Source organism: Actinacidiphila rubida, from assembly GCF_900110255.1.
Lineage (GTDB): Bacteria > Actinomycetota > Actinomycetes > Streptomycetales > Streptomycetaceae > Actinacidiphila > Actinacidiphila rubida.
The window spans coordinates 154,727-174,127 of record NZ_FODD01000017.1; the positions used below are offsets into that span (position 1 = coordinate 154,727).

Genomic DNA, 19,401 nt, shown 5'->3' on the forward strand with positions numbered 1-19,401 from the left:
GCTCGGACGGCTCGGACGGCTCGGAGCCCTCAGACCCCCGGGACGGCTCCGACGGCTCCGTCGTGTCGGCCGTCGCTTCGAGCGTCACGAGCGCCGTCACTTCCGCGAGCACGGTCGCCTCCTGCTCGGCGGCCTGCGGGGTGGCGCTCAGGATCACCGTCTCCTGGACGGGCGGCGCGGGCTCGGGCTGCCCGGTGGGCTGCGCGGGCACGGTGGGCTGCGCGGGCTCCGTCGGCTGCGCGGGCACGGTCAGGGCGGCCGGTCGCGCGTCCTCCGGCGCCTCAGGCGGCTCGTTCATGGGGACTCTCCCTCTCCGGCCGCCGGGCCGGGCTCGGTGGACTCGGCGCGGTCACCGGGCGCCGCTGCCGTGGCGGCGGACCGCCGCCGGTCGGGGGCTGCCGGGGTCTCCTGGTCGAACTCGTCGGTCACCAGCGGCTGTTCGCCGTCCTCCGCACCACCGGTCCAGCGGACCTGCAGCGCGCCGAGAGCCTCCTCCTGGTCGAGGGCGACGGCCTTCTCCCGGTACAGCTCCAGCAGCGCGAGGAAGCGGGCGACGACGGTGAGCGTGTCGGCCGCGTCCGCCGTCAGGTCGCCGAAACTGGCCGCGCCCCGCTCGCGGAGTATCGCGATGACGTGCTCGGCCTGTTCGCGGACGCTGACCAGCGGCGCGTGGATGTGGTCCACGTAGACCTGCGGCTTCGGCCGCGGCTGCATCGCCTTCACGGCGAGCTGCGCGAACCGCTCGGGCCCGATGCTCAGCACCACCTCGGGCAGCAGCTCGGCGTGCTGCGGCTCCAGGCCGACGGTCCGCGGGAAGCGCAGCGCCTCGATCTCCAGCCGCTCGGCGAAGATCCCGGCGATCTGCTTGTACGCCCGGTACTGCAGCAGCCGCGCGAACAGCAGGTCGCGCGCCTCCAGCAGCGCGAGGTCCCCCTCGTCCTCGACCTCGGCGGTGGGCAGCAGCCGGGCCGCCTTGAGGTCGAGCAGGGTCGCCGCCACGACCAGGAACTCGGTGGTCTGGTCGAGGTCCCAGTCGGGGCCCATCGCGTGGATGTGCGCCATGAACTCGTTGGTGACCTTGGACAGGGCGACCTCGGTGACGTCCAGCTTGTGCTTCGAGATCAGCTGCAGCAGGAGGTCGAACGGCCCCTCGAAGTTGGCCAGTCGGACGGTGAAGCGGTTCCCGCCGTCCTCGGCGTCGCCCGTGCCGCGCCCGCTCTCCGCCTCGGCGGCGGGCCCGGACTCGGACCGGGGCGCGACGACCGTGTCCGTGCCAGTCCCGGCGTCGGGTTCGCGCTCGGGCTCGGGTTCGCGCTCGGGCTCGGGTTCGCGCTCGGGCTCGGGTTCCGGCTCGGCTTCCGCCCCCGCCGCGTCCGGCTCCTCGGGCTCGGCGCCAAGCTCCTCGGGCTCGGACTCCGCGTCCACCGCGCCGTCCGCAGAGCCGAACTCCGGCTCCACCGCGGCGCCGGGCTCCGGCCGTACCCCGTCCTGCGGACCGTCCGCGGCGTCCCATGAGGCGGCCGGCTGCGACGGTGCGGCAGCGCCCCCGCGGCCGAGGCGGCGGCGGGAGGAGAGCGAGTCGTCGGGCGTGGTCGGCATCGGGGTCCATGGTGCGGAGACGGAAAGGGCAGGCTATCGCGTCGCCGGGTGGCACCGGGCGGCTTGGGGCACGGAGACCGCGGCGAGAGCTGCCGTACGCGCCCCTGAAGCGCCTCAGGCCGTCTCTATGCACCCCCGGGGTGGGGAACCTGCCCGCACGGCGTGAACCCCGCCAGAAGCCCGGCACAGGCTGCCGTGGGGGCCGGCGGGCGGCCCGGGACGGCGGTCGCTCACCACGGCGCGGGCGGCACGGCACGCGCGCGGCGCACCTCGCCCACGGCGTCCGCGAGGCTCAGCGGCCGCGCAGCCGTCGCACCAGGATGCTCGCGTCGCCGCGCGACTCCAGGTCGGCGAGGACGACGGCGACCGCCTCGCGGACGATGCGGCCGCGGTCGATGGCCAGGCCGTGCTCGCCGCGCAGGACGAGCCGGGCGTGCTCGAGGTCCATCAGCTCCTCGGCGGAGACGTAGACCGTGATCTTCTCGTCGTGCCGTTCGCGGCCGCTGGGGCGCCGGTTCTGGCGCGGCGCCTTACGGCGGGCCGGCTGCTGCGGCTGAGGGGTGGCGGTGACCGGGGGCGGCACCGGCGTCTTCGGGGGCGCGAGCGCCGCGGACGGCACCTGCGGGGTGACGGTGGCGGTCACCGTGGGTGTGCCGGCCGCGGCCGACTGCACCGCGGAGCGGTCCCCCGTCATCGACCTGCGCACCGCGCCCGCCTGGCCCGCGTCGCGGACGGGTTCGCGCCCCGTCTCGCGTCCGGGTTCCCGTACCGCGTCGCGGCCGCGGTGCTCATGGTCGCCGGCCTCGCCGCCGTCGGCCGTGCCCGGCGTCCGCCCCTGGTCCTCGGACTCGTCCGGGACGGGCCGCAGCCGGGTGTCGCGCGACGCCCCGGACTGCGCCTCGCCACCGGTGTGCTGCCGCTGCTGCGGTGCCTGGAGCGCGGCTCCCCCGGTGGTGCGGAACAGTTCGTCGGCGCCCGGCAGACTCACTCGGCGTGGCACCGGGCGAGCACCTCCCTGGCGAGCTGGCGATAGGCGGCGGCGCCGACGGAGTTGGAGGCGTAGGTGGTGATCGGCTCCCCGGCGACGGTGGTCTCGGGGAACCGGACGGTGCGGCCGATGACCGTGTGGAACACGTGGTCGTCGAACGCCTCGACCACGCGCGCCAGCACCTCGCGGCTGTGCACGGTGCGGGAGTCGTACATCGTGGCGAGGATGCCGTCGAGTTCGAGCTCGGGGTTGAGCCGCTCGCGGACCTTCTCGATGGTCTCGGTGAGCAGCGCGACACCGCGCAGCGCGAAGAACTCGCACTCCAGCGGCACGATCACCGAGTGCGCGGCGGTCAGCGCGTTGACCGTGAGCAGGCCGAGGGACGGCTGGCAGTCGATCACGATGTAGTCGTAGTCGGACATCAGCGGCTTGAGGGCGCGCTGCAGTGCCGACTCGCGGGCCACCTCGCTGACTAGCTGGACCTCGGCCGCCGACAGGTCGATGTTGCTGGGCAGCAGGTCCATGCCCGGCACGGCCGTCTTCAGCAGGACCTCGTCGGCCGCCAGCCCGCGTTCCATCAGCAGGTTGTAGACGGTGATGTCGAGTTCCATCGGGTTGACGCCGAGGCCGACCGAGAGCGCGCCCTGCGGGTCGAAGTCGACGAGCAGCACGCGGCGGCCGTACTCGGCCAGCGCCGCGCCCAGGTTGATGGTCGAGGTGGTCTTGCCGACCCCGCCCTTCTGGTTGCACATCGCGACGATCTTCGCCGGTCCGTGGTCCGTCAGGGGGTTGGGGATCGGGAAGTACGGCAGCGGGCGGCCGGTGGGGCCGACCCGCTCGCGTCGCTGGCGTGCGGCGTCGGGGGCGAGGGTGGCGGCGTACTCCGGATCCGGTTCGTACTCCGCGTCGGGGTCGTAGAACTGACCGTCTTGCAGGTCGTTGTCGTCGTCGAAAGGCGCCATGGCGTACGGGGATTGCGTTTCTGTGCTCGTTTCGGCCCGGCGGGACTCGAAGGTACGGACCGCGACGGAACCGACGGTCGTTCCTGGCTGACCACCCCCGGGAGCAAATGTCGACTCATTCACAAGTCGTCTTACCTCCTTGGTGACCAGGAAACTTCTAGACAGGTCAGCGTGACTACAGCCGACGTTTCGCGACTCTATGGCGTGTCGGTGGTCCGCAGCAACACAATCCGCCGGACACGGCACGATGTGTCGGTAACCGAACGCCCTTCTGTCAAGGGCGTAACGACACGAACGGCCGGGTCTCGTTCGCCAAGACCCGGCCGTGTCGCTGGAGTTGGAAGCCCCGGAGGGATCAGCCCAGCAGCGTGTGCAGATCGGTCACCGGGAGGCCGTGCGCCTCGGCCACCGGACCGTAAACGACCTGGCCCTCATGGGTGTTGAGGCCCAGCGCGAGAGCCGCGTCGCGCCGCAGCGCGTCCCGCCAGCCGCGGTTGGCGAGCTCGACGATGTACGGCAGCGTGGCGTTGGTGAGCGCGTAGGTGGAGGTGTTGGGCACCGCGCCGGGCATGTTGGCGACGCAGTAGAACACCGAGTCGTGCACGGTGAACGTGGGTTCGGCGTGCGTGGTGGGCCGCGAGTCCTCGAAGCAGCCGCCCTGGTCGATGGCGATGTCGACCAGCACCGCGCCGGGCTTCATCCGGGAGACCATCTCGTTGGTGACGAGCTTGGGGGCCTTGGCGCCGGGGATCAGCACCGCGCCGATGACCAGGTCGGCGCCGAGCACCGCCTGCTCCAGCGCGAAGGTGTTGGACGCCATGGTCTGGACGCGGTTGCCGAACACCTTGTCGGCCTCGCGCAGCTTGTTGAGGTCCTTGTCGAGCAGCGTGACGTGGAAGCCGAGGCCGAGCGCGATGGTGGCGGCGTGCCAGCCGGAGACGCCGGCGCCGATGACGACGGCGGTGCCGGCCAGCACGCCGGGGACGCCGCCGGGCAGCACGCCGCGGCCGCCGGCCGAACGCATCAGGTGGTACGCGCCGACCTGCGGGGCGAGCCGGCCCGCCACCTCGGACATCGGGGCGAGCAGCGGCAGCTGGCGGTTCGGGGTCTCGACCGTCTCGTAGGCGATCGCGGTGGTGCCGGACTCCAGCAGCGCGTCGGTGCACTCGCGCGAGGCGGCCAGGTGCAGGTAGGTGAAGAGCGTCTGGTCCTTGCGCAGCCGGTGGTACTCCTCGGCGATCGGCTCCTTGACCTTCAGCAGCAGGTCCGCCTCGCCCCACACCTCGTCCGCGGTGGGGAGGATGCGCGCGCCCGCGGCCACGTACTCCTCGTCCGGGATGGACGAGCCGTTCCCGGCGCCCTGCTCCACGACGACCTGGTGGCCGTTGCGGACGAGCTCGTGCACGCCGGCCGGGGTGATGGCCACGCGGAACTCGTTGTTCTTGACCTCGCGGGGGATGCCCACCTTCACGTCGATCACGGTCCTTGCACTCAGGGAAACGGGGTGTGGTTGCGCGGGAACGCGCCAGTGCGTCCTGACATGGTGCGGGATGGCACGACACGTCGGACCTGACCGCCTTGTACGCGGCGGAGCCCAGTCTAGTGAAGGAAGAGCCGCTGTCCAGCCTTACAAAGTGGTTGGTTTGCCGGAGAGCATTGGCAGTTTCGTAGGCTCGCGGCGGTTCCCCGCCGGTGCGGCAGGCCGACCGGGCCGGTCCGGCGCCACCGGCGGGCCGTGCAGCGGTCCGCAGACGGGCCGTGCCGTGGTCCGCCAACGGGCCGTGCGGTCGTCCACGCGGCGGCCTGTGCGCTGGTCCGCGCGAAGGTCCGTGCGCCGGTCCGCGCGGCGGCTCAGAAGGCCGGGAACTCGCCGGGCTTGAAAAGCCGCTGCGCGGCCGCGCGCTGCAGCCCGGCGCCACTGCTGTCGCCGAGCCGGTCCAGGGCGTCGGCGAGGCGCAGCAGCACCGCCGCCTCGAGCCGCCGCTCCCCCGCCTGCCGGGCCCAGTACAGCGCGTCCCGGCAGGTCCGCAGGGCGTCCTCCGGGTGTCCCGCGTACTCCTGGACCCGGGCCGCCTCGGTCAGCGCGCGGGCCTGGGACGGAAGGTCGCCCAGCCGCCGGTAGGTCCCGGCGGACGCGCGCCACTCGCGCAGGGCGAGCCCGTACTGGGCCTGGTACGTGAGGACCGAGCCGATCCTCGCGTGCAGCCGGGCCTGGTGGACCAGCTCGCCGCGGGCCTGGCGCAGCGCCAGCGCGCGGCCGAACCAGTCGCAGGCGCGCGGCAGGTCCTGCCGGTCGAGGTACGTGCCGCCCAGCGCCTCCAGGATCCGGCCCTCGGCGTCAGTGTCGTCGCCCGCGCGGGCCGCGTCCAGCGCCTGCCGGTACTTCGCCAGCGCCCCGTCTCCGCGGCCGGCCTCCGCGTCCAGGTCGGCGAGATTGATCAGCGCGGCGGCCTTCTCCCGGTGCAGGCCGCGCCGCTCGGCCACGCCCAGCACCAGGCCGTGCAGCGCGTAACGTTCCGCGGCCATGGCCTGCGGGCCCTCCGGCACGCTGACCAGCGCCCGCACCAGCGCGGCGATCAGCCGCCTGGCCAGCGTGTCCAGCTCGCCGTCCGCGACGGCGGCGCGCGCGGCGGCCAGCAGCGCGGGCCGGCGGTCGGCCAGCCAGTCGGCGGCAGCGGCGGGCGAGGCGAAGCGCAGCGTGGGCGGCAGACCGTCCTCGGGGGCCTCGCCGGCGAGCGTCGCACCGCACGACCGCAGCAGGCGCACGGTCCGCTCCAGCATCCGGGCACGCGCCAGGCGGACGTCGTCGGGCTTCTCGTGCTGTTCGAGCAGTGCGCGCAGCAGCGGCTCCAGGCAGCCCGGCACCCGGTACGGGCGGGGGCCGCCGCCCTCCAGCAGCGCGCTCGCCACGAAGTCGTCCAGCGTGCTCTGGGCGGCCGGCACGGAGCACCCGGCCAGCGCGGAGGCCACCTGCGCGTCGATCCGGCCGGCCGGCGCGAGCACCAGCAGCCGCAGCAGCAGCGCGGCGCTCGCGGGCAGCGCGTCGTACACGAGCCGGAACGCGCGCGTCAGCTCGCCGGGTCCCGGCACCGCTTTCAGCCGCGCCGCGGCCTCCGACAGCGACAGCCGCGGCTGCGCGGCGAGCCAGGCCGCGACCAGGCGCAGCGCGGTGGGGTGGCCGCCGAGCTCCTGGACCAGGGTCTCGACGCCGCGCGGGTCGTTGGTCACCCGCGTGCCGCCGACGGCGCGGGCCACCAGCTCGACGGCGGCCGGGGTGTCGAGCCCGCCGAGCGTGCAGGGCCGTACGTCGGGCACTCCGGTCAGCGGGCCGCCGGCCGTCGCCACGACGAGGCTGCCCGGGGCGAGGGGCAGGAGCCCGGCGAGCTGGTCGCCGCGGGCGACGTCGTCCAGCACGACGAGCGCGGGCTTGCCCGCGGCCGGTGCGAGGGCGTCCGCGACCTCCTCCGCGGGCAGCGGCTCGCCGCCGTCGCCCGTCAGCCGGACGAAGTGGCGCCCGCCGGGGTAGCCGGCCGCCACCTGCCGGGCCAGCTCCACGGCCACCGCGGTCCGCCCGATCCCCGGACGCCCCACGACGAGCAGCACCCGCCCCCGCTCGGCCTCGCGCCCTCCGGCCACGCGCAGCCCCGGCCGCCCGATCTCCCCGCGCAACTCCTCCAGCTCCCGCTCGCGCCCGACGAACCCGCCCACCGGCCCGGCGGGCACGTCCCCCCGCCGCACCGTCCGCCCTCCGGCACGGACCTCCGCGGCGGCGGCCGGCGCCGCGGCCCGGTCCGCCGCATCACCGGCAGGGGAAGCACTGCGCGCCGCCGTATCGGACGTGGGCGCGGCAGGGGCCGCGCCCTGCGCCCCCGCGTCGGTGCGGGTGGACGGCGCCGCGGCCTGCGCCTGGGACGCACTCGGGGCCGCCACGGTGTTGGCGGCGGAAGCACCGGCCGCGGAAGCCGAACCCGGGCGGGAGCCGACCGCGCCCTGCGCCCGAGCGTCGGCGCCACCGGAGGCCGCGGCGGGCGAAGGACGGCTGGAAGCAGTCGCCTCGGGGAGGGGGCTCGGCGCGGGTCCGGGAGGGGCGGTGCCCGGTGTGCGAGCGCCGGTGCGGCCGGGGGCCGGGGCGGGCTCGCGGATGGGAGCGGAGGAGTCCTCGGCCGGGGGCGGCGTACGGTCCGCGCTGCCGGCGTGGGCGCCGGGGGCTGACGCCCGGGGGCCCGCGGAAGCCGTCCCGTCCTGTGCCGGGCCCTCCGCCTGGGCGGTTGCGGGCGCCGCCGCGTTCCGGCCCTCGTCGCCATGCCGGTTCGCGGGAGAGAGCGGGTCCGGCGTCGTCGCGGGGGCCTGGCTGCGGGGGTCCGGCCCAGGTGTCACGTGTGTCTCCCTCCCCGCCGCCATGCGAGCCGCGGCTGCCCCGTCGGCGCTCTTCGCCGATCTTGCCTCGTCCGGGGTGCCCACGGGGACCGGAACGTCAACTGGGGGTGCCGTTTCGGCCGCGGCCTGGATCTCGACCTCGACCTCGGCCTCAGCCTCGGCCTTCGCGCGCTTGCCGCGCCGAGGGGCCGCCGCCGCCTTCCGGAGCTTCTGGCCCGCGGCTCCCCGGGCGCGGGCCGGCTTCTCGCCGCCCTCCTCGGGCCGAGCGCCCTCCGCGGCCGCGGACGCGCTCGCCTTCGCCTTCGCCGACCTGCCCGCCCCGGCCGACGTGCCGGGCGCGGAGTCCACCGTCTTCGGCGCCGCGGGCTCCGCGGCCGCGCCCGGCTTCGCGGACCGTTTGCGCGGCCGGCGCTCGGGCGGCTTCGGTGCGGTGGGCTCCGCGGAGGGGTCCGCCGGGGCGGAGGAGCCGGGGCGGGCCGGGGGCGGGTCGAGTGCCTGGTCCGTCACGGGCACGCTCCCGGCTCTTGAGGTCGACGCGGCGCGCGCCCCGCGCGAGGGCACTCGTCGACCTTAGTTCACCGGGACCGGGCCTCCCTGGGGACTGACGCGGCCGACAGGGGCCACGATCACCCCATCGGATCATCCGCGTGCGGGCGGCCCGCACACGGGTGCGGCCGCGTCCGGCGCCGGTCGACGGGGTCGACCGGCGCGCCGCGGCCGCGCCCGCTCAGGCCGTGAAGGGCCGGGCCGGCCAGGGCGCCTCGGCCGGGCGCAGCGCGTCGAGGCCGTCGCCGGCCAGCGCGCTCTGCAGGGCGAGCGCCCCCGCCACGAGGCAGGTGTTGTGCAGCTCACCGGCGAGCGCGCCGCGCACCAGCTCGGCGAGCGGCACCCGGCTGTGCTCCATGTCGGCCTCCTCCTCGGAGACCTCGAAGCGCTCGCCCTCGGCCGCGGAGACGCCGCGGGCCAGGAACACCCTGACCGCCTCGTCGGAGCCGCCGGGCGAGGTGTAGAGGTCGATCAGCACACGCCAGTCCTCGGCCTTGACGTGCGCCTCCTCGTACAGCTCGCGCTGCGCGGCGTGCAGCGGGTTCTCGCCGGGGATGTCGAGCAGGCCGGCGGGGATCTCCCACAGCTTGTGCCGCACCGGGTGCCGGTACTGCTTGAGCACCAGGACGCGGCCCTCGTCGTCGAGGGCGAGCACCGCCACCGAGCCGGGGTGCACCTGGTAGTCGCGGACGGCGGTACCGCCGTCGGGCATCACGACCTCGTCCGTGCGCACACCGGTCTTGTTGCCGGTGAACGGCGTGGACGTGGCCGTGACCTGCCACTCCTGGGGAGTGTCCTGGATCATGCGCGGCCTTCCGTGCCCTGGGTCTTGATCGCCACGGCCGCCTTGACCAGGCCCGCGAACAGCGGGTGGGGGCGGGTCGGCCGGGACTTCAGCTCGGGGTGCGCCTGGGTGGCGACCAGATACGGGTGCACCTCGCGGGGGTACTCCACGAACTCGACCAGCTTGTTGTCCGGCGACGTGCCGGAGAACACGATGCCGGCCTTCTTCTCCAGCTCCGCGCGGTACGCGTTGTTGACCTCGTAGCGGTGCCGGTGGCGTTCCTCGACGTACGGCTGGTCGCTGTACGCCTCGCGGACGACGGAGCCCTCGGCGAGCTTCGCCGGGTAGGTGCCGAGCCGCATCGTGCCGCCGAGGTCGCCCTTGCCGCCGACGATGTCGAGCTGCTCGGCCATGGTCGAGATGACCGGGTGGGCGGTGGCCGGGTCGAACTCGGTGGAGTTCGCGTCGTCGATGCCGGCGAGGTTGCGGGCCGCCTCGATGACGATGCACTGCAGGCCGAGGCAGAGTCCGAGGAGCGGGATGCGGTTCTCGCGGGCGAAGGTGATGGCCGAGACCTTGCCCTCGACGCCGCGGTCGCCGAAGCCGCCGGGCACGCAGACCGCGTCGACGCCGGACAGCTGGGCCGCGGCGCCGGCAGGGGTCTTGCAGTCGTCCGAGGTGACCCACTTGATGGTGACCCTGGCGTTGTTGGCGAAGCCGCCGGCCCGCAGGGCCTCGGTCACCGACAGGTAGGCGTCGGGCAGGTCGATGTACTTGCCGACGAGCGCCACGGTGACCTCGTGGGCGGGCTGGTGGACCCGCTTGAGCAGGTCGTCCCACTGCGTCCAGTCCACATCGCGGAACGGCAGGTCCAGGCGGCGGACGACGTACGCGTCCAGGCCCTCGGTGTGCAGCACCTTGGGGATGTCGTAGATCGACGGCGCGTCGATCGCGGCCACGACCGCGTCCTCGTCGACGTCGCACATCAGGGAGATCTTGCGCTTGATCGCGGTCGGCACGTCGCGGTCGGCGCGCAGCACGATCGCGTCGGGCTGGATGCCGATGTTGCGCAGCGCGGCGACCGAGTGCTGGGTCGGCTTGGTCTTCAGCTCGCCGGACGGGCCGATGTACGGCAGCAGCGAGATGTGCACCACGAAGACGTTGTCGCGGCCGACCTCGTGCCGGACCTGGCGGACGGACTCCAGGAACGGCAGCGACTCGATGTCGCCGACGGTGCCGCCGACCTCGGTGATCACCACGTCCACGTCGTCGGTGGCCATCCGCCGGATCCGGGACTTGATCTCGTTGGTGATGTGCGGGATGACCTGCACGGTGTCGCCCAGGTACTCGCCGCGCCGCTCCTTGGCGATCACCGAGGAGTAGATCTGGCCGGTGGTGACGTTGGCCGAGCCCGCGAGGTTCACGTCCAGGAAGCGCTCGTAGTGGCCGATGTCCAGGTCGGTCTCGGCGCCGTCGTCCGTGACGAACACCTCACCGTGCTGGAACGGGTTCATGGTGCCCGGGTCCACGTTGAGGTACGGGTCCAGCTTCTGCATGGTGACCCGCAGGCCGCGCGCCTTCAGGAGGGCGCCGAGGCTGGAGGCGGTCAAACCCTTGCCGAGCGAGGACGCCACCCCGCCGGTGACGAAGATGTGCTTGGTCGTCGAGGATTTCGGCGCGAATTTCGGCGCACTTGCCAAGAGGGGGCTCCCGTGGTCGCGAGGTGAGAGTCGGGTCGGTGGCCCTTGGGGGCGCCGACCGCGGCGGTTCAGTGGTACAGCCCACCGGTCCACGGGCTACCAGGGTATCAGCGCCCGAGCCCGGTCACGGCAGGCGCCGCCTCGTGCCCGCCCCCGACTTTCGCTGATCATGGAGTTCGCGGCAGCGGTGTGCGAGGCTCGTGTGTGAGAAGTGCGGACCTCGCGGAGAAGGTGTGCGGGGTACCGGGCGGAGCAGGGCGAACGGGCCGCGGCCTGTCACGGGAGGGGCCCGCGGGTACACCCGACAGGCCCAGCGAAGATCGCCGAGAGGCGCGCAACGCTCGGTCCGACGACGTATTCTGCTCGGACGCATTGCGCGAGCCGACCGGCACGGCACCAACCCCGCCCTCATCCGGATCGCAGAGCTCGTTCACAGATCCAGATCTGAGAATTTCCCCAGACCGCAAGACCGTCCCCAGCGAGGGCGGCGCCGTGTTCGACTGGAGTTGCACGTGGCAGGGCGTATCGAGGACTACGCACTCATCGGTGACATGCAGACCGCAGCCCTGGTCTGCGTCGACGGCACTGTCGACTGGCTGTGCCTGCCCCGGTTCGACTCGCCGGCGGTGTTCGCCGGTCTGCTGGGCACCGAGGAACATGGCTTCTGGCGGGTCGGGCCGGCCCACCGGGAGGGCACGGAACCGCCGCGCGCCACCCGCCGCCGCTATCGCGGCGACTCACTGGTGCTGGAGTCCGAGTGGGACACCGGTCGCGGCACGGTCCGTGTGACCGACTTCATGCCGCCGCGCGACGGCGCGCCCCAGCTGGTGCGCATCGTGGAGGGGGTCAGCGGCCGGGTGCCGATGTCCTCCAGCCTGCGGATGCGGTTCGCCTACGGCCAGGTCACCCCGTGGGTGCACAAGGTCGGCGACCGCACGGTGGCCGTGGCCGGGCCGGACTCCGTGTGGCTGGACACCGACGCCGACACGTACGGCAAGGACCTGACGACGTACTCCGAGTTCACCGTGGGTCCCGGCGACCGGGTGGCGTTCACCATCAGCTGGGAGGCGTCGCACAAGCCGCAGCCCTCGCTGCCCGAGCCCGAGGTGGCGCTGGCGAACACCCTGGAGTTCTGGAACGAGTGGGTGGACCAGTGCACCTACACCGGGCCGTACCGTGAGGCGGTGGTCCGGTCGCTGATCACGCTCAAGGCCCTCACCTACGCGCCGACCGGCGGCATCGTGGCGGCTCCGACGACGTCGCTGCCCGAGGACATCGGGGGCGTCCGCAACTGGGACTACCGCTTCACGTGGCTGCGGGACGCGGCGATCACGCTGTCCTCGCTGCTGCGCACCGGCTACCGCGAGGAGGCCCGCGCCTGGCGCGAGTGGCTGCTGCGCGCGGTCGCCGGCGACCCGGAGAACCTGCAGATCATGTACGGCATCGCCGGTGAGCGCGAGCTCGGCGAGAACGAGCTGCACTGGCTGCCCGGCTACGAGAACTCCTCGCCGGTGCGGATCGGCAACGGCGCCGCCCATCAGCTGCAGCTGGACGTGTACGGCGAGGTCACCGAGGCCCTGCACCTCGGCCACATGACGGGGCTGGCCCGCAACGACTACGCGAGCCTCCTGCAGCTGAAGCTGATCCGGTACCTGGAGAAGCACTGGAACGAGCCGGACGAGGGCATCTGGGAGGTGCGCGGCCCACGCCGCCACTTCGTGCACTCCAAGGTCATGGCGTGGGTGGCCGTCGACCGGACGGTGAAGCTCATCGAGTCCGGCGAGGTCGACGGCCCGCTCGAGCGGTTCAGGGAACTGCGGGACGAGATCCACGACGACGTGTGCGAGAAGGGCTACGACCGGGAGCGCAACACGTTCACCCAGTCCTACGGCTCCAAGGAGCTGGACGCCTCGCTGCTGCTGATCCCGCAGATGGGCTTCCTGCCGCCGGACGACAAGCGGGTGATCGGCACGATCGAGGCGATCCAGCGGGAGCTGTCCACCGAGGACGGCTTCGTGCTGCGCTACCCCACCTCCAGCAGCGACGCCAGCGGCGAGCAGAACCTCGACGGGCTGCCCGGTGACGAGGGCGCGTTCCTGGCCTGCTCGTTCTGGCTCGCCGACGACCTGGCGATGATCGGCCGGGTGGAGGAGGCGCGGCGGCTGTTCGAGAAGCTGCTGGCGCTCCGCAACGACCTGGGCCTGCTCGCCGAGGAGTGGGACCCGAAGCGGCAGCGCCAGGTCGGGAACTTCCCGCAGGCGTTCAGCCACGTGCCGCTGATCGACACCGCGCTGCGGCTGACCGCGGCCGGCGCGTTCCGGGCGTGACCGTAAGCGTTGTCGGACGGCGCGGCGCGCAGGTGGCGGCGGGGGTCTGAGCCCCCGCCGGCCTCCGGCTACCGGCCCTGTGTCAACTCGTCGTAGACGCTGAGCACCTGGGCCACGGTGTCGTCCTCGGTCGGCCACGTCGCGGCCTGCGCGCGGCCGGCCACCGCGAGCGCGGCGCGGCGTTCGGGGTCGGCGAGCAGCCCGGTCACGGCGCGGGCGAACGCGACGGCGTCGCCGTACGGCACCAGTTCCGCCGCCTCGCCGACGAGTTCGGGGGTGCCGCCGACCGCGGTGGCCACCAGCGGCACTCCGGCGTGCAGCGCCTCCTGCGCGATGAGGGCACGGCCCTCCCAGCGGCTCGGCAGCAGCACCAGGTCGGCGGCGGACAGCAGTTCGGGAAGGTCGTCGCGCCGGCCGAGCAGGTGCACCGGCAGCCGCTCCGTCTCGATCCGCCGTTCCAGCAGGGCCCGTTGGGGTCCCTCACCGGCGACCGCGATCAGCGGCCGCGGGTCGAGTCCGGCCCAGCGGGTCGCCGCGTCGAGCAGCAGCTCGTAGCCCTTCTGCGGTTCCAGGCGGCCGACCGCGAGCAGCAACGGCCGGTCCAGGGCCCCGAATTCGGCGCGGGTCTTCTGCCGGTGCCGGTCGCCCTCGACGGGTGGACGCGGCGGGCGGGCCGGCGGGCGCGGCACCGCGGGCGGCGCGAGGCGCACGTCGCGGGCGCCGTACCGGCGGGCCCGGTCCACCAGGTCCGAGGACACGCCGAGGACGACGGAGGCGCCGCGGACCCAGCGGCGTTCGAGCCAGCGCAGCACCATCGCGCCGGGGCCGTCGTCGGCGGGCGGGTCGCCGCCGTGCCAGGTGACGACGAGCGGAGTGCGGCGGCCGCCGAGGGCGAGGGCGGACAGCAGCCCGGCCCGCATGCCGTGCGCGTGGACCACACCGGCCTCGGTGAACACCGCGCGCAGCGCGGCGACCGCGGGCGCGTCGGCCGCCGTGCGGCGGCCGAGGTCGACGGGCACGAAGCGCGCGCCGCGGCGGGTGAACGCGTAGTCCGACTCGGCGGCGGCCGGCGCGCACACGGTGACCTCGACGCCGCGCGCGACCAATCCCCCGGCCAGCGAGCTGACATGAGCGCCGGCCGCCGTGCTCAGGACGTGCACGGCGTGCAGCTGACCCTTGGCGGGGTGGACGGGGCTGCTCACGCGGGTACGGCTCCTGACTCGGTGCGGGGTCGGCGCGGGGCGGGCGCGGCCAAGGCGGCCTGTCCCAGGATGCCAGGCCGAGGCCATGGCTTTGCGCGTTCGGGGGCCGTCACACCCGCTCACCCCGTGCGGGGATCACCCATACGGGTGGGCGACGCGGCCCCAGGCATCAAGGTGCCGTACTCCGGGTGCATTCCACAACCGCTGGTCGGTGGAGATCCTGTCTCCCGCTCCGGTCACCGCGACCAGTGCGACGGCGTGCAGCAGCAGCCCGACACGCCCGTTGGCCGCCACGATGGCCGCGCCGAGCGCGGCACCGAGCGCGTGCGCGCCGGCGTCGCCGAGCATCGTCCGCTCGCTGAGATCGTCGCCGAGGACGGCGGCCGCGGCGCCGACGGGCGCCGCGGCGAGCACCCCGCCGGCTCCCGAACGGAGCAGGCCGGGGGCGCCGACGGCGATGACCGCTTTCGCGGCGCGGCCCGGGGCGACGTCGACCAGGTTCACCGCGTGCGCGGTGCCGGCTATCACCACGCCGGCCAGCAACCGGTCCACCGGCCGGGCCTTCAGCAGCACGCCGGCGGCCAGGCCGGCCGCGCCGATACCGAGCAGCTTCACGCCGCCGGACGTCAGCCGGCCGTCACGCAGCGCGTCCAGGTGCGCGGCGAGGCCGCGCTCGTCCGGGGAGCCCTTCTGGTCGTCGTACGCGCCGCAGGCCCCCGCGACCAGCGCCGCCCCGACGGCCGCGGCGCGTGCCCGCAGCCCCAGCCCGCGTGCGGTGACCAGCGCCGTCGCGGCACCGGCCGCGACGGCCAGCCCCCCGTACAACTCGACCCCGCGCCCGGCGTAGTTCGTCCGCTGCCACATGTGCGCTTCCACGGGCGGCCGCCGCCGCAACTGCCGGTACGCCGCCCGGGTCGCCGCCGCAGCAGCCGCCCCGACCGACACCCGTCCGTCCCTCGCGGTCATCCCGACCCCTCTCCACTCACCACCCCCACACCGATCCCCCCTTCCTTCCCCCTCCCCCACCCCCTACGCCCGTCCAGCCCACGAGGACCCGGTCGACGCCGCCCTCGCCACGCCCGATCTGGCCCCACCAGCCACCCGCCGACGGCGCATCACCCCCACAGGGGCCACCCTCACCCGGCAACGAACCCGTCACGGGTGGCGCGGGTGGGAGCACCCCGCGCCGCCAGGCGGGGGAAAGCCCCACCGGCGGCCGGCCGGACCGCGCACCCTCGCCGGCGGCCAGCCGGCAACGGACCCGCGCCACGCGACAGGCTCACCGGGCCGCCCCGGGCCGCCCCCGGCCCGCCCGCCCCGGTGTTCGCGCGCTCAGCGCGACGCCTTGGCCGCGGCCAGCAACTCCTCCGCGTGCGCCCGCCCCAGCTCGGAGTCCTCCAGGCCCGCCAGCATGCGCGACAGCTCCCGCACCCGGTCCTCGCCCTCGAGCACGCGGACGCCGCTCCTCGTCACGGACCCGTCGTTCGTCTTCTCGACCAGCAACTGCCGGTCGGCGAACGCGGCCACCTGCGGCAGGTGGGTGACGACCACGACCTGCGCGGTCCGCGCCAGCCGCGCCAGCCGCCGGCCGACCTCGACCGCCGCCTTGCCGCCGACACCCGCGTCGACCTCGTCGAACAGATACGTCGGCACCGGGTCGGACCCGGCGAAGACCACCTCGACGGCGAGCATCACGCGGGACAGCTCACCGCCGGACGCGCCCTTGGCGATCGGCCGCGGCGGCGCCCCGGGGTGCGGCGCGAGCTGCAGCTCGACCTCGTCCACGCCCGTCGGCCCGTACGCCACGGCGCGGCCGCCGACCTCGATGCCGTCCTCGGGTCCGGCCGCCTCCGTCTGGTGCAGCGCGACGGTGACCCGTGCGTGCGGCATCGCTAGCTCGGCGAGCTCCGCGGTGACCGCGGCGGCGAAGCGGTCCGCCGCCTCGGCGCGCGCGTCGCTGAGCGCCTGGCCGAGCCCGCTCAGCTCGGCCCGCAGCGCCTCGTGCTCCGCGGTCAGCTCGCCGATCCGGTCGTCGTCGCCCTCGAGTTCGGCGAGGCGGGACGCGCTCTCCCGGCCCCATTCGAGCACCGCGTCGATGTCCTGGCCGTACTTCCGGACCAGGTGCGCCAGCACCGCCCTGCGCTCCTCGACGGCGCCCAGCCGCAGGGGGTCGGCGTCCAGGTTGTCGGCGTAGCCGGCCAGCTCACCGGCCACGTCGCCGAGCAGGATGCCGACCTCGCCGAGGCGCCCGGCCAGTGCCGACAGCACCGGGTCGTGCGCGGCGACGGCGTCGAGGGCGCGCTGCGCGCCGGCCACCAGCGTCCCGGCGTCCACGCCCTCGGGGTCCTCGGGGTTTCCGGCGAGCGCGGCGTGGCCGAGGGTCGCCGCGGACGCCAGCGCCTCGGCGTGGCCGAGGCGCTCCGCCTCGGCGGCGAGTTCGGCGTCCTCGCCGGGCTGCGGTTCGGCGGCGGAGATCTCCTCCAGGCCGAACCGCAGCAGGTCGGCCTCCTGCGCGCGCTCGCGGGCCCGCGTGGTCAGCTCGGCCAGCTCGCCCGCGACCTCGCGCAGCCGCCGGTAGGCACCGGCGTACTTGGCGAGCGGCACGGCCACCGCGTCGCCGGCGTAGCGGTCGAGCGCCTCGCGCTGCCGCGCCGGGCGCAGCAGTCCCTGCTGGTCGGTCTGGCCGTGCACGGCGACCAGGTCGTCGGCGAGCTCGCCGAGCAGCCCGACGGGCACGGTGCGTCCGCCGACGTGCGCGCGGGACCGGCCCTCCGCCGAGACGGTGCGGCTGATCAGCAGCGCGCCGTCGTCGAGTTCGGCCCCCGCCTCCTCCGCGCGCACGGACGCGCGCGAGCCGGCTCCGAGGGTGATCCGCCCCTCCACGAGCGCCTGCTTGGCGCCGATCCGCACCAGCGCCGCGTCGGCGCGGCCGCCGAGCAGCAGGCCGAGACTGGTGACGACCATGGTCTTGCCCGCGCCGGTCTCGCCGGTCACCGCGGTGAAGCCGGGTGACAGCTCCACCACGGCATCCTCGATGACTCCCAGCGACCTGATCCGCATTTCCTCCAACACGGATACGACCATACGAGGTTTGCCGCCCGCCGCGCGACGGCCACCGGCAGCGGGCTTCCGTGCGAAGCCCCGGCGGGGGCCCGCGCGCCCTCCGCCGCGGGGTCGCGGCGGGCCCGGACGGCGTCAGTGCGGGGCGCCGCGCCACCCGGAGACGGGCAGGGCGAACTTCGCCACCAGACGGTCGGTGAACGAGGCGTGGTGCAGCCGGGCCAGCCGCACGGGCACCGCGCCGCGGCGCACCTCGACCCGCGCGCCGGCCGGCAGCTCGACGGTCCTGCGGCCGTCGCACCACAGCACGCCGTGCGGGGTCTGGGGCTGCACCTCGACGGCCAGCACCGACCGCGGCGAGGTGACGAGCGGCTTGGCGAACAGCGCGTGCGCGCTGATCGGCACCATGAGCAGCGCCTCCACCTCGGGCCAGACCACGGGCCCGCCGGCGGAGAACGCGTAGGCCGTGGAGCCGGTGGGGGTCGCGCACACCACTCCGTCGCCGCCGAACGCGGACACCGGGCGGCCGTCGACCTCGGTGACGACCTCCAGCAGCCGCTCGCGGGACGCCTTCTCCACGGACGCCTCGTTCATCGCCCAGTCGGTGTGGACGATGTGCCCGTCGTTGCGCACCAGCACGTCGAGGGTCATCCGCTCCTCGACCTCGTACTCGCGGGTGACGACACGGTCGACGACCTTGTCCAGGTCGTCCCGCTCGGCCTCGGCGAGGAAGCCGACCCGGCCGAGGTTGACGCCGAGCATCGGCACGCCGGACGCGCGGGCGAACTCGGCGCCGCGCAGCAGCGTCCCGTCGCCGCCCAGCACGATGATCAGCTCGCAGCCCTGCACCGCGCCGGGCCCGATCTCGGCGATCAGCTCCACGGTGCTCGGCAGCGGCAGGTCGGCCGCCTCGTCCTCCAGCACCCGCACGCCGATGCCGCAGCGCAGCAGCCCGCCGACGACGCGCTCGGCGCTGCGGATGGCCGCGTCACGGCCGGTGTGGGTGAGCAGGAAGACGGTCCGGTCCTGCAGGTCGTGGTTCTCGGTCAACGCGGCCCCTCCGCCACTGCACGGTCGACTTCGGCCGGATCCAGCGCGGGCGCGCCGGCGCGCAGCCACAGAAAGTACTCCACGTTGCCCGAGGGGCCCGGCAGCGGGCTGGCCGTGACCCCGAGCACCCCCAGGCCCAGCTCGGCGGCCTGCCCGGCGACCTTGCGGACGCTCTCGGCACGCAGTTGTGTGCTGCGGACCACGCCGCCGCTGCCCAGCCGCTCCTTGCCGACCTCGAACTGCGGTTTGACCATCAGCACCAGGTCCGCGTCGGCCGCGGCGCAGCGGACGAGTGCGGGCAGCACCACGCCGAGCGGGATGAACGACAGGTCGCCCACCACGAGGTCGGCGGGCCGGCCGTCGATCGCCTCCAGCGTCAACTCCCGCACGTTGGTGCGGTCCTTGACGACGACCCGGTCGTCGCTCTGCAGCGACCAGGCCAGTTGCCCGTAGCCGACGTCGACGGCGACGACCTCCGCCGCGCCGTTGCGCAGCAGGACGTCGGTGAAGCCGCCGGTGGACGCGCCCGCGTCCAGCGCCCTGCGGCCCTCCACGGCCAGGCCCTTGGGCAGGAACGCGGCGAGCGCGCCGGCCAGTTTGTGGCCGCCGCGCGAGACGTAGTCGGGTGCGTTCCCGTCCTGCGCGACGACGACGGCCGCGCTCGTCTCGACCTGTGTGGCCGGCTTGGTCGCGGTGGCGCCGCCCACGGTGACGCGGCCGGCGGCGATCAGCTGGCTCGCGTGCTCCCGTGAGCGCGCGAGGTTCCGGCGCACCAGCTCAGCGTCGAGTCGGCGTCGTGCCACGTA

The 19,401-nt window shown here is 74.7% G+C and carries 14 protein-coding genes; 2 read left to right on the forward strand and 12 right to left on the reverse strand.

Features of this window, described 5'->3' with window-relative positions; all coding sequences use genetic code 11:
* Positions 1 to 294 precede the first annotated feature (294 nt).
* The 5 genes from BMW99_RS18475 to BMW99_RS42685 all read right to left on the reverse strand — a co-directional run bounded on the left by BMW99_RS18475 (position 295) and on the right by BMW99_RS42685 (position 7,272).
* Positions 295 to 1,599 (reverse strand): segregation and condensation protein A, encoded by a 1,305-nt coding sequence (locus BMW99_RS18475; RefSeq protein ID WP_075017168.1) that lies wholly within the window; start codon positions 1,597 to 1,599, stop codon positions 295 to 297.
* Positions 1,600 to 1,891: 292 nt separating this feature from the next.
* Positions 1,892 to 2,599 carry a hypothetical protein gene (locus tag BMW99_RS18480; protein WP_075017169.1) on the reverse strand — a complete coding sequence of 236 codons (708 nt, stop codon included), beginning with the start codon at positions 2,597 to 2,599 and terminating at the stop codon, positions 1,892 to 1,894.
* A complete protein-coding gene (locus BMW99_RS18485) occupies positions 2,584 to 3,549 on the reverse strand; it encodes a ParA family protein (protein WP_322900208.1) in 966 nt (321 codons plus the stop codon). Before BMW99_RS18485 ends, BMW99_RS18480 begins: the two co-directional genes overlap by 16 nt.
* A 355-nt stretch (positions 3,550 to 3,904) precedes the next feature.
* Positions 3,905 to 5,029 carry an alanine dehydrogenase gene (gene ald, locus BMW99_RS18490; protein ID WP_176735605.1) on the reverse strand — a complete coding sequence of 375 codons (1,125 nt, stop codon included), beginning with the start codon at positions 5,027 to 5,029 and terminating at the stop codon, positions 3,905 to 3,907.
* A gap of 371 nt (positions 5,030 to 5,400) precedes the next feature.
* Positions 5,401 to 7,272, reverse strand: coding sequence for a tetratricopeptide repeat protein (locus tag BMW99_RS42685; RefSeq protein WP_265737204.1), 1,872 nt, complete (start codon positions 7,270 to 7,272; stop codon positions 5,401 to 5,403).
* An 826-nt stretch (positions 7,273 to 8,098) separates the two neighbouring features.
* Here BMW99_RS42685 and BMW99_RS41360 point away from each other — a divergent pair.
* Complete coding sequence (locus tag BMW99_RS41360) at positions 8,099 to 8,500, forward strand: hypothetical protein (protein WP_177226085.1); 402 nt, start codon at positions 8,099 to 8,101, stop codon at positions 8,498 to 8,500.
* A gap of 153 nt (positions 8,501 to 8,653) precedes the next feature.
* Here BMW99_RS41360 and BMW99_RS18505 read toward each other — a convergent pair whose 3' ends face one another.
* A complete protein-coding gene (locus BMW99_RS18505; RefSeq protein ID WP_075017173.1) occupies positions 8,654 to 9,277 on the reverse strand; it encodes an NUDIX domain-containing protein in 624 nt (207 codons plus the stop codon).
* Positions 9,274 to 10,956, reverse strand: coding sequence for a CTP synthase (locus BMW99_RS18510; RefSeq protein ID WP_245791526.1), 1,683 nt, complete (start codon positions 10,954 to 10,956; stop codon positions 9,274 to 9,276). The genes BMW99_RS18505 and BMW99_RS18510 overlap by 4 nt, the downstream gene beginning before the upstream one ends.
* Before the next feature lie 500 nt (positions 10,957 to 11,456).
* Here BMW99_RS18510 and BMW99_RS18515 point away from each other — a divergent pair, with 500 nt between their 5' ends.
* Positions 11,457 to 13,283 (forward strand): glycoside hydrolase family 15 protein, encoded by a 1,827-nt coding sequence (locus BMW99_RS18515; RefSeq protein WP_265737205.1) that lies wholly within the window; start codon positions 11,457 to 11,459, stop codon positions 13,281 to 13,283.
* 68 nt (positions 13,284 to 13,351) lie between these two features.
* On the opposite strand, the gene BMW99_RS18520 is transcribed toward BMW99_RS18515, so the two are convergent.
* The 5 genes from BMW99_RS18520 to BMW99_RS18540 form a co-directional block, all read right to left on the reverse strand.
* Entirely contained in the window at positions 13,352 to 14,485 is a 1,134-nt protein-coding gene (locus BMW99_RS18520) for a glycosyltransferase family 4 protein (RefSeq protein WP_075017175.1), read from the reverse strand.
* Between the two features lie 135 nt (positions 14,486 to 14,620).
* Positions 14,621 to 15,451 carry a hypothetical protein gene (locus tag BMW99_RS18525; protein ID WP_075017176.1) on the reverse strand — a complete coding sequence of 277 codons (831 nt, stop codon included), beginning with the start codon at positions 15,449 to 15,451 and terminating at the stop codon, positions 14,621 to 14,623.
* 366 nt (positions 15,452 to 15,817) lie between these two features.
* Positions 15,818 to 17,569: a DNA repair protein RecN gene (gene recN / locus BMW99_RS18530; protein WP_075017177.1), complete on the reverse strand. Its 1,752-nt coding sequence runs from the start codon at positions 17,567 to 17,569 to the stop codon at positions 15,818 to 15,820.
* Between the two features lie 111 nt (positions 17,570 to 17,680).
* On the reverse strand, positions 17,681 to 18,595 hold the full coding sequence (locus BMW99_RS18535; protein ID WP_069467661.1) for an NAD kinase: 915 nt from the start codon (positions 18,593 to 18,595) through the stop codon (positions 17,681 to 17,683).
* A complete protein-coding gene (locus tag BMW99_RS18540) occupies positions 18,592 to 19,398 on the reverse strand; it encodes a TlyA family RNA methyltransferase (RefSeq protein ID WP_069467662.1) in 807 nt (268 codons plus the stop codon). The genes BMW99_RS18535 and BMW99_RS18540 overlap by 4 nt, the downstream gene beginning before the upstream one ends.
* Positions 19,399 to 19,401 lie beyond the last annotated feature (3 nt).

Coding starts and splice junctions, on each gene's coding strand:
- BMW99_RS18525 (WP_075017176.1), bottom strand. CDS start 15,451: ATGACCGCGAGGGACGGACGGGTGTCGGTCGGGGCGGCTGCTGCGGCG.
- recN (WP_075017177.1), bottom strand. CDS start 17,569: ATGGTCGTATCCGTGTTGGAGGAAATGCGGATCAGGTCGCTGGGAGTC.
- BMW99_RS18485 (WP_322900208.1), bottom strand. CDS start 3,549: ATGGCGCCTTTCGACGACGACAACGACCTGCAAGACGGTCAGTTCTAC.
- BMW99_RS18475 (WP_075017168.1), bottom strand. CDS start 1,599: ATGCCGACCACGCCCGACGACTCGCTCTCCTCCCGCCGCCGCCTCGGC.
- BMW99_RS18505 (WP_075017173.1), bottom strand. CDS start 9,277: ATGATCCAGGACACTCCCCAGGAGTGGCAGGTCACGGCCACGTCCACG.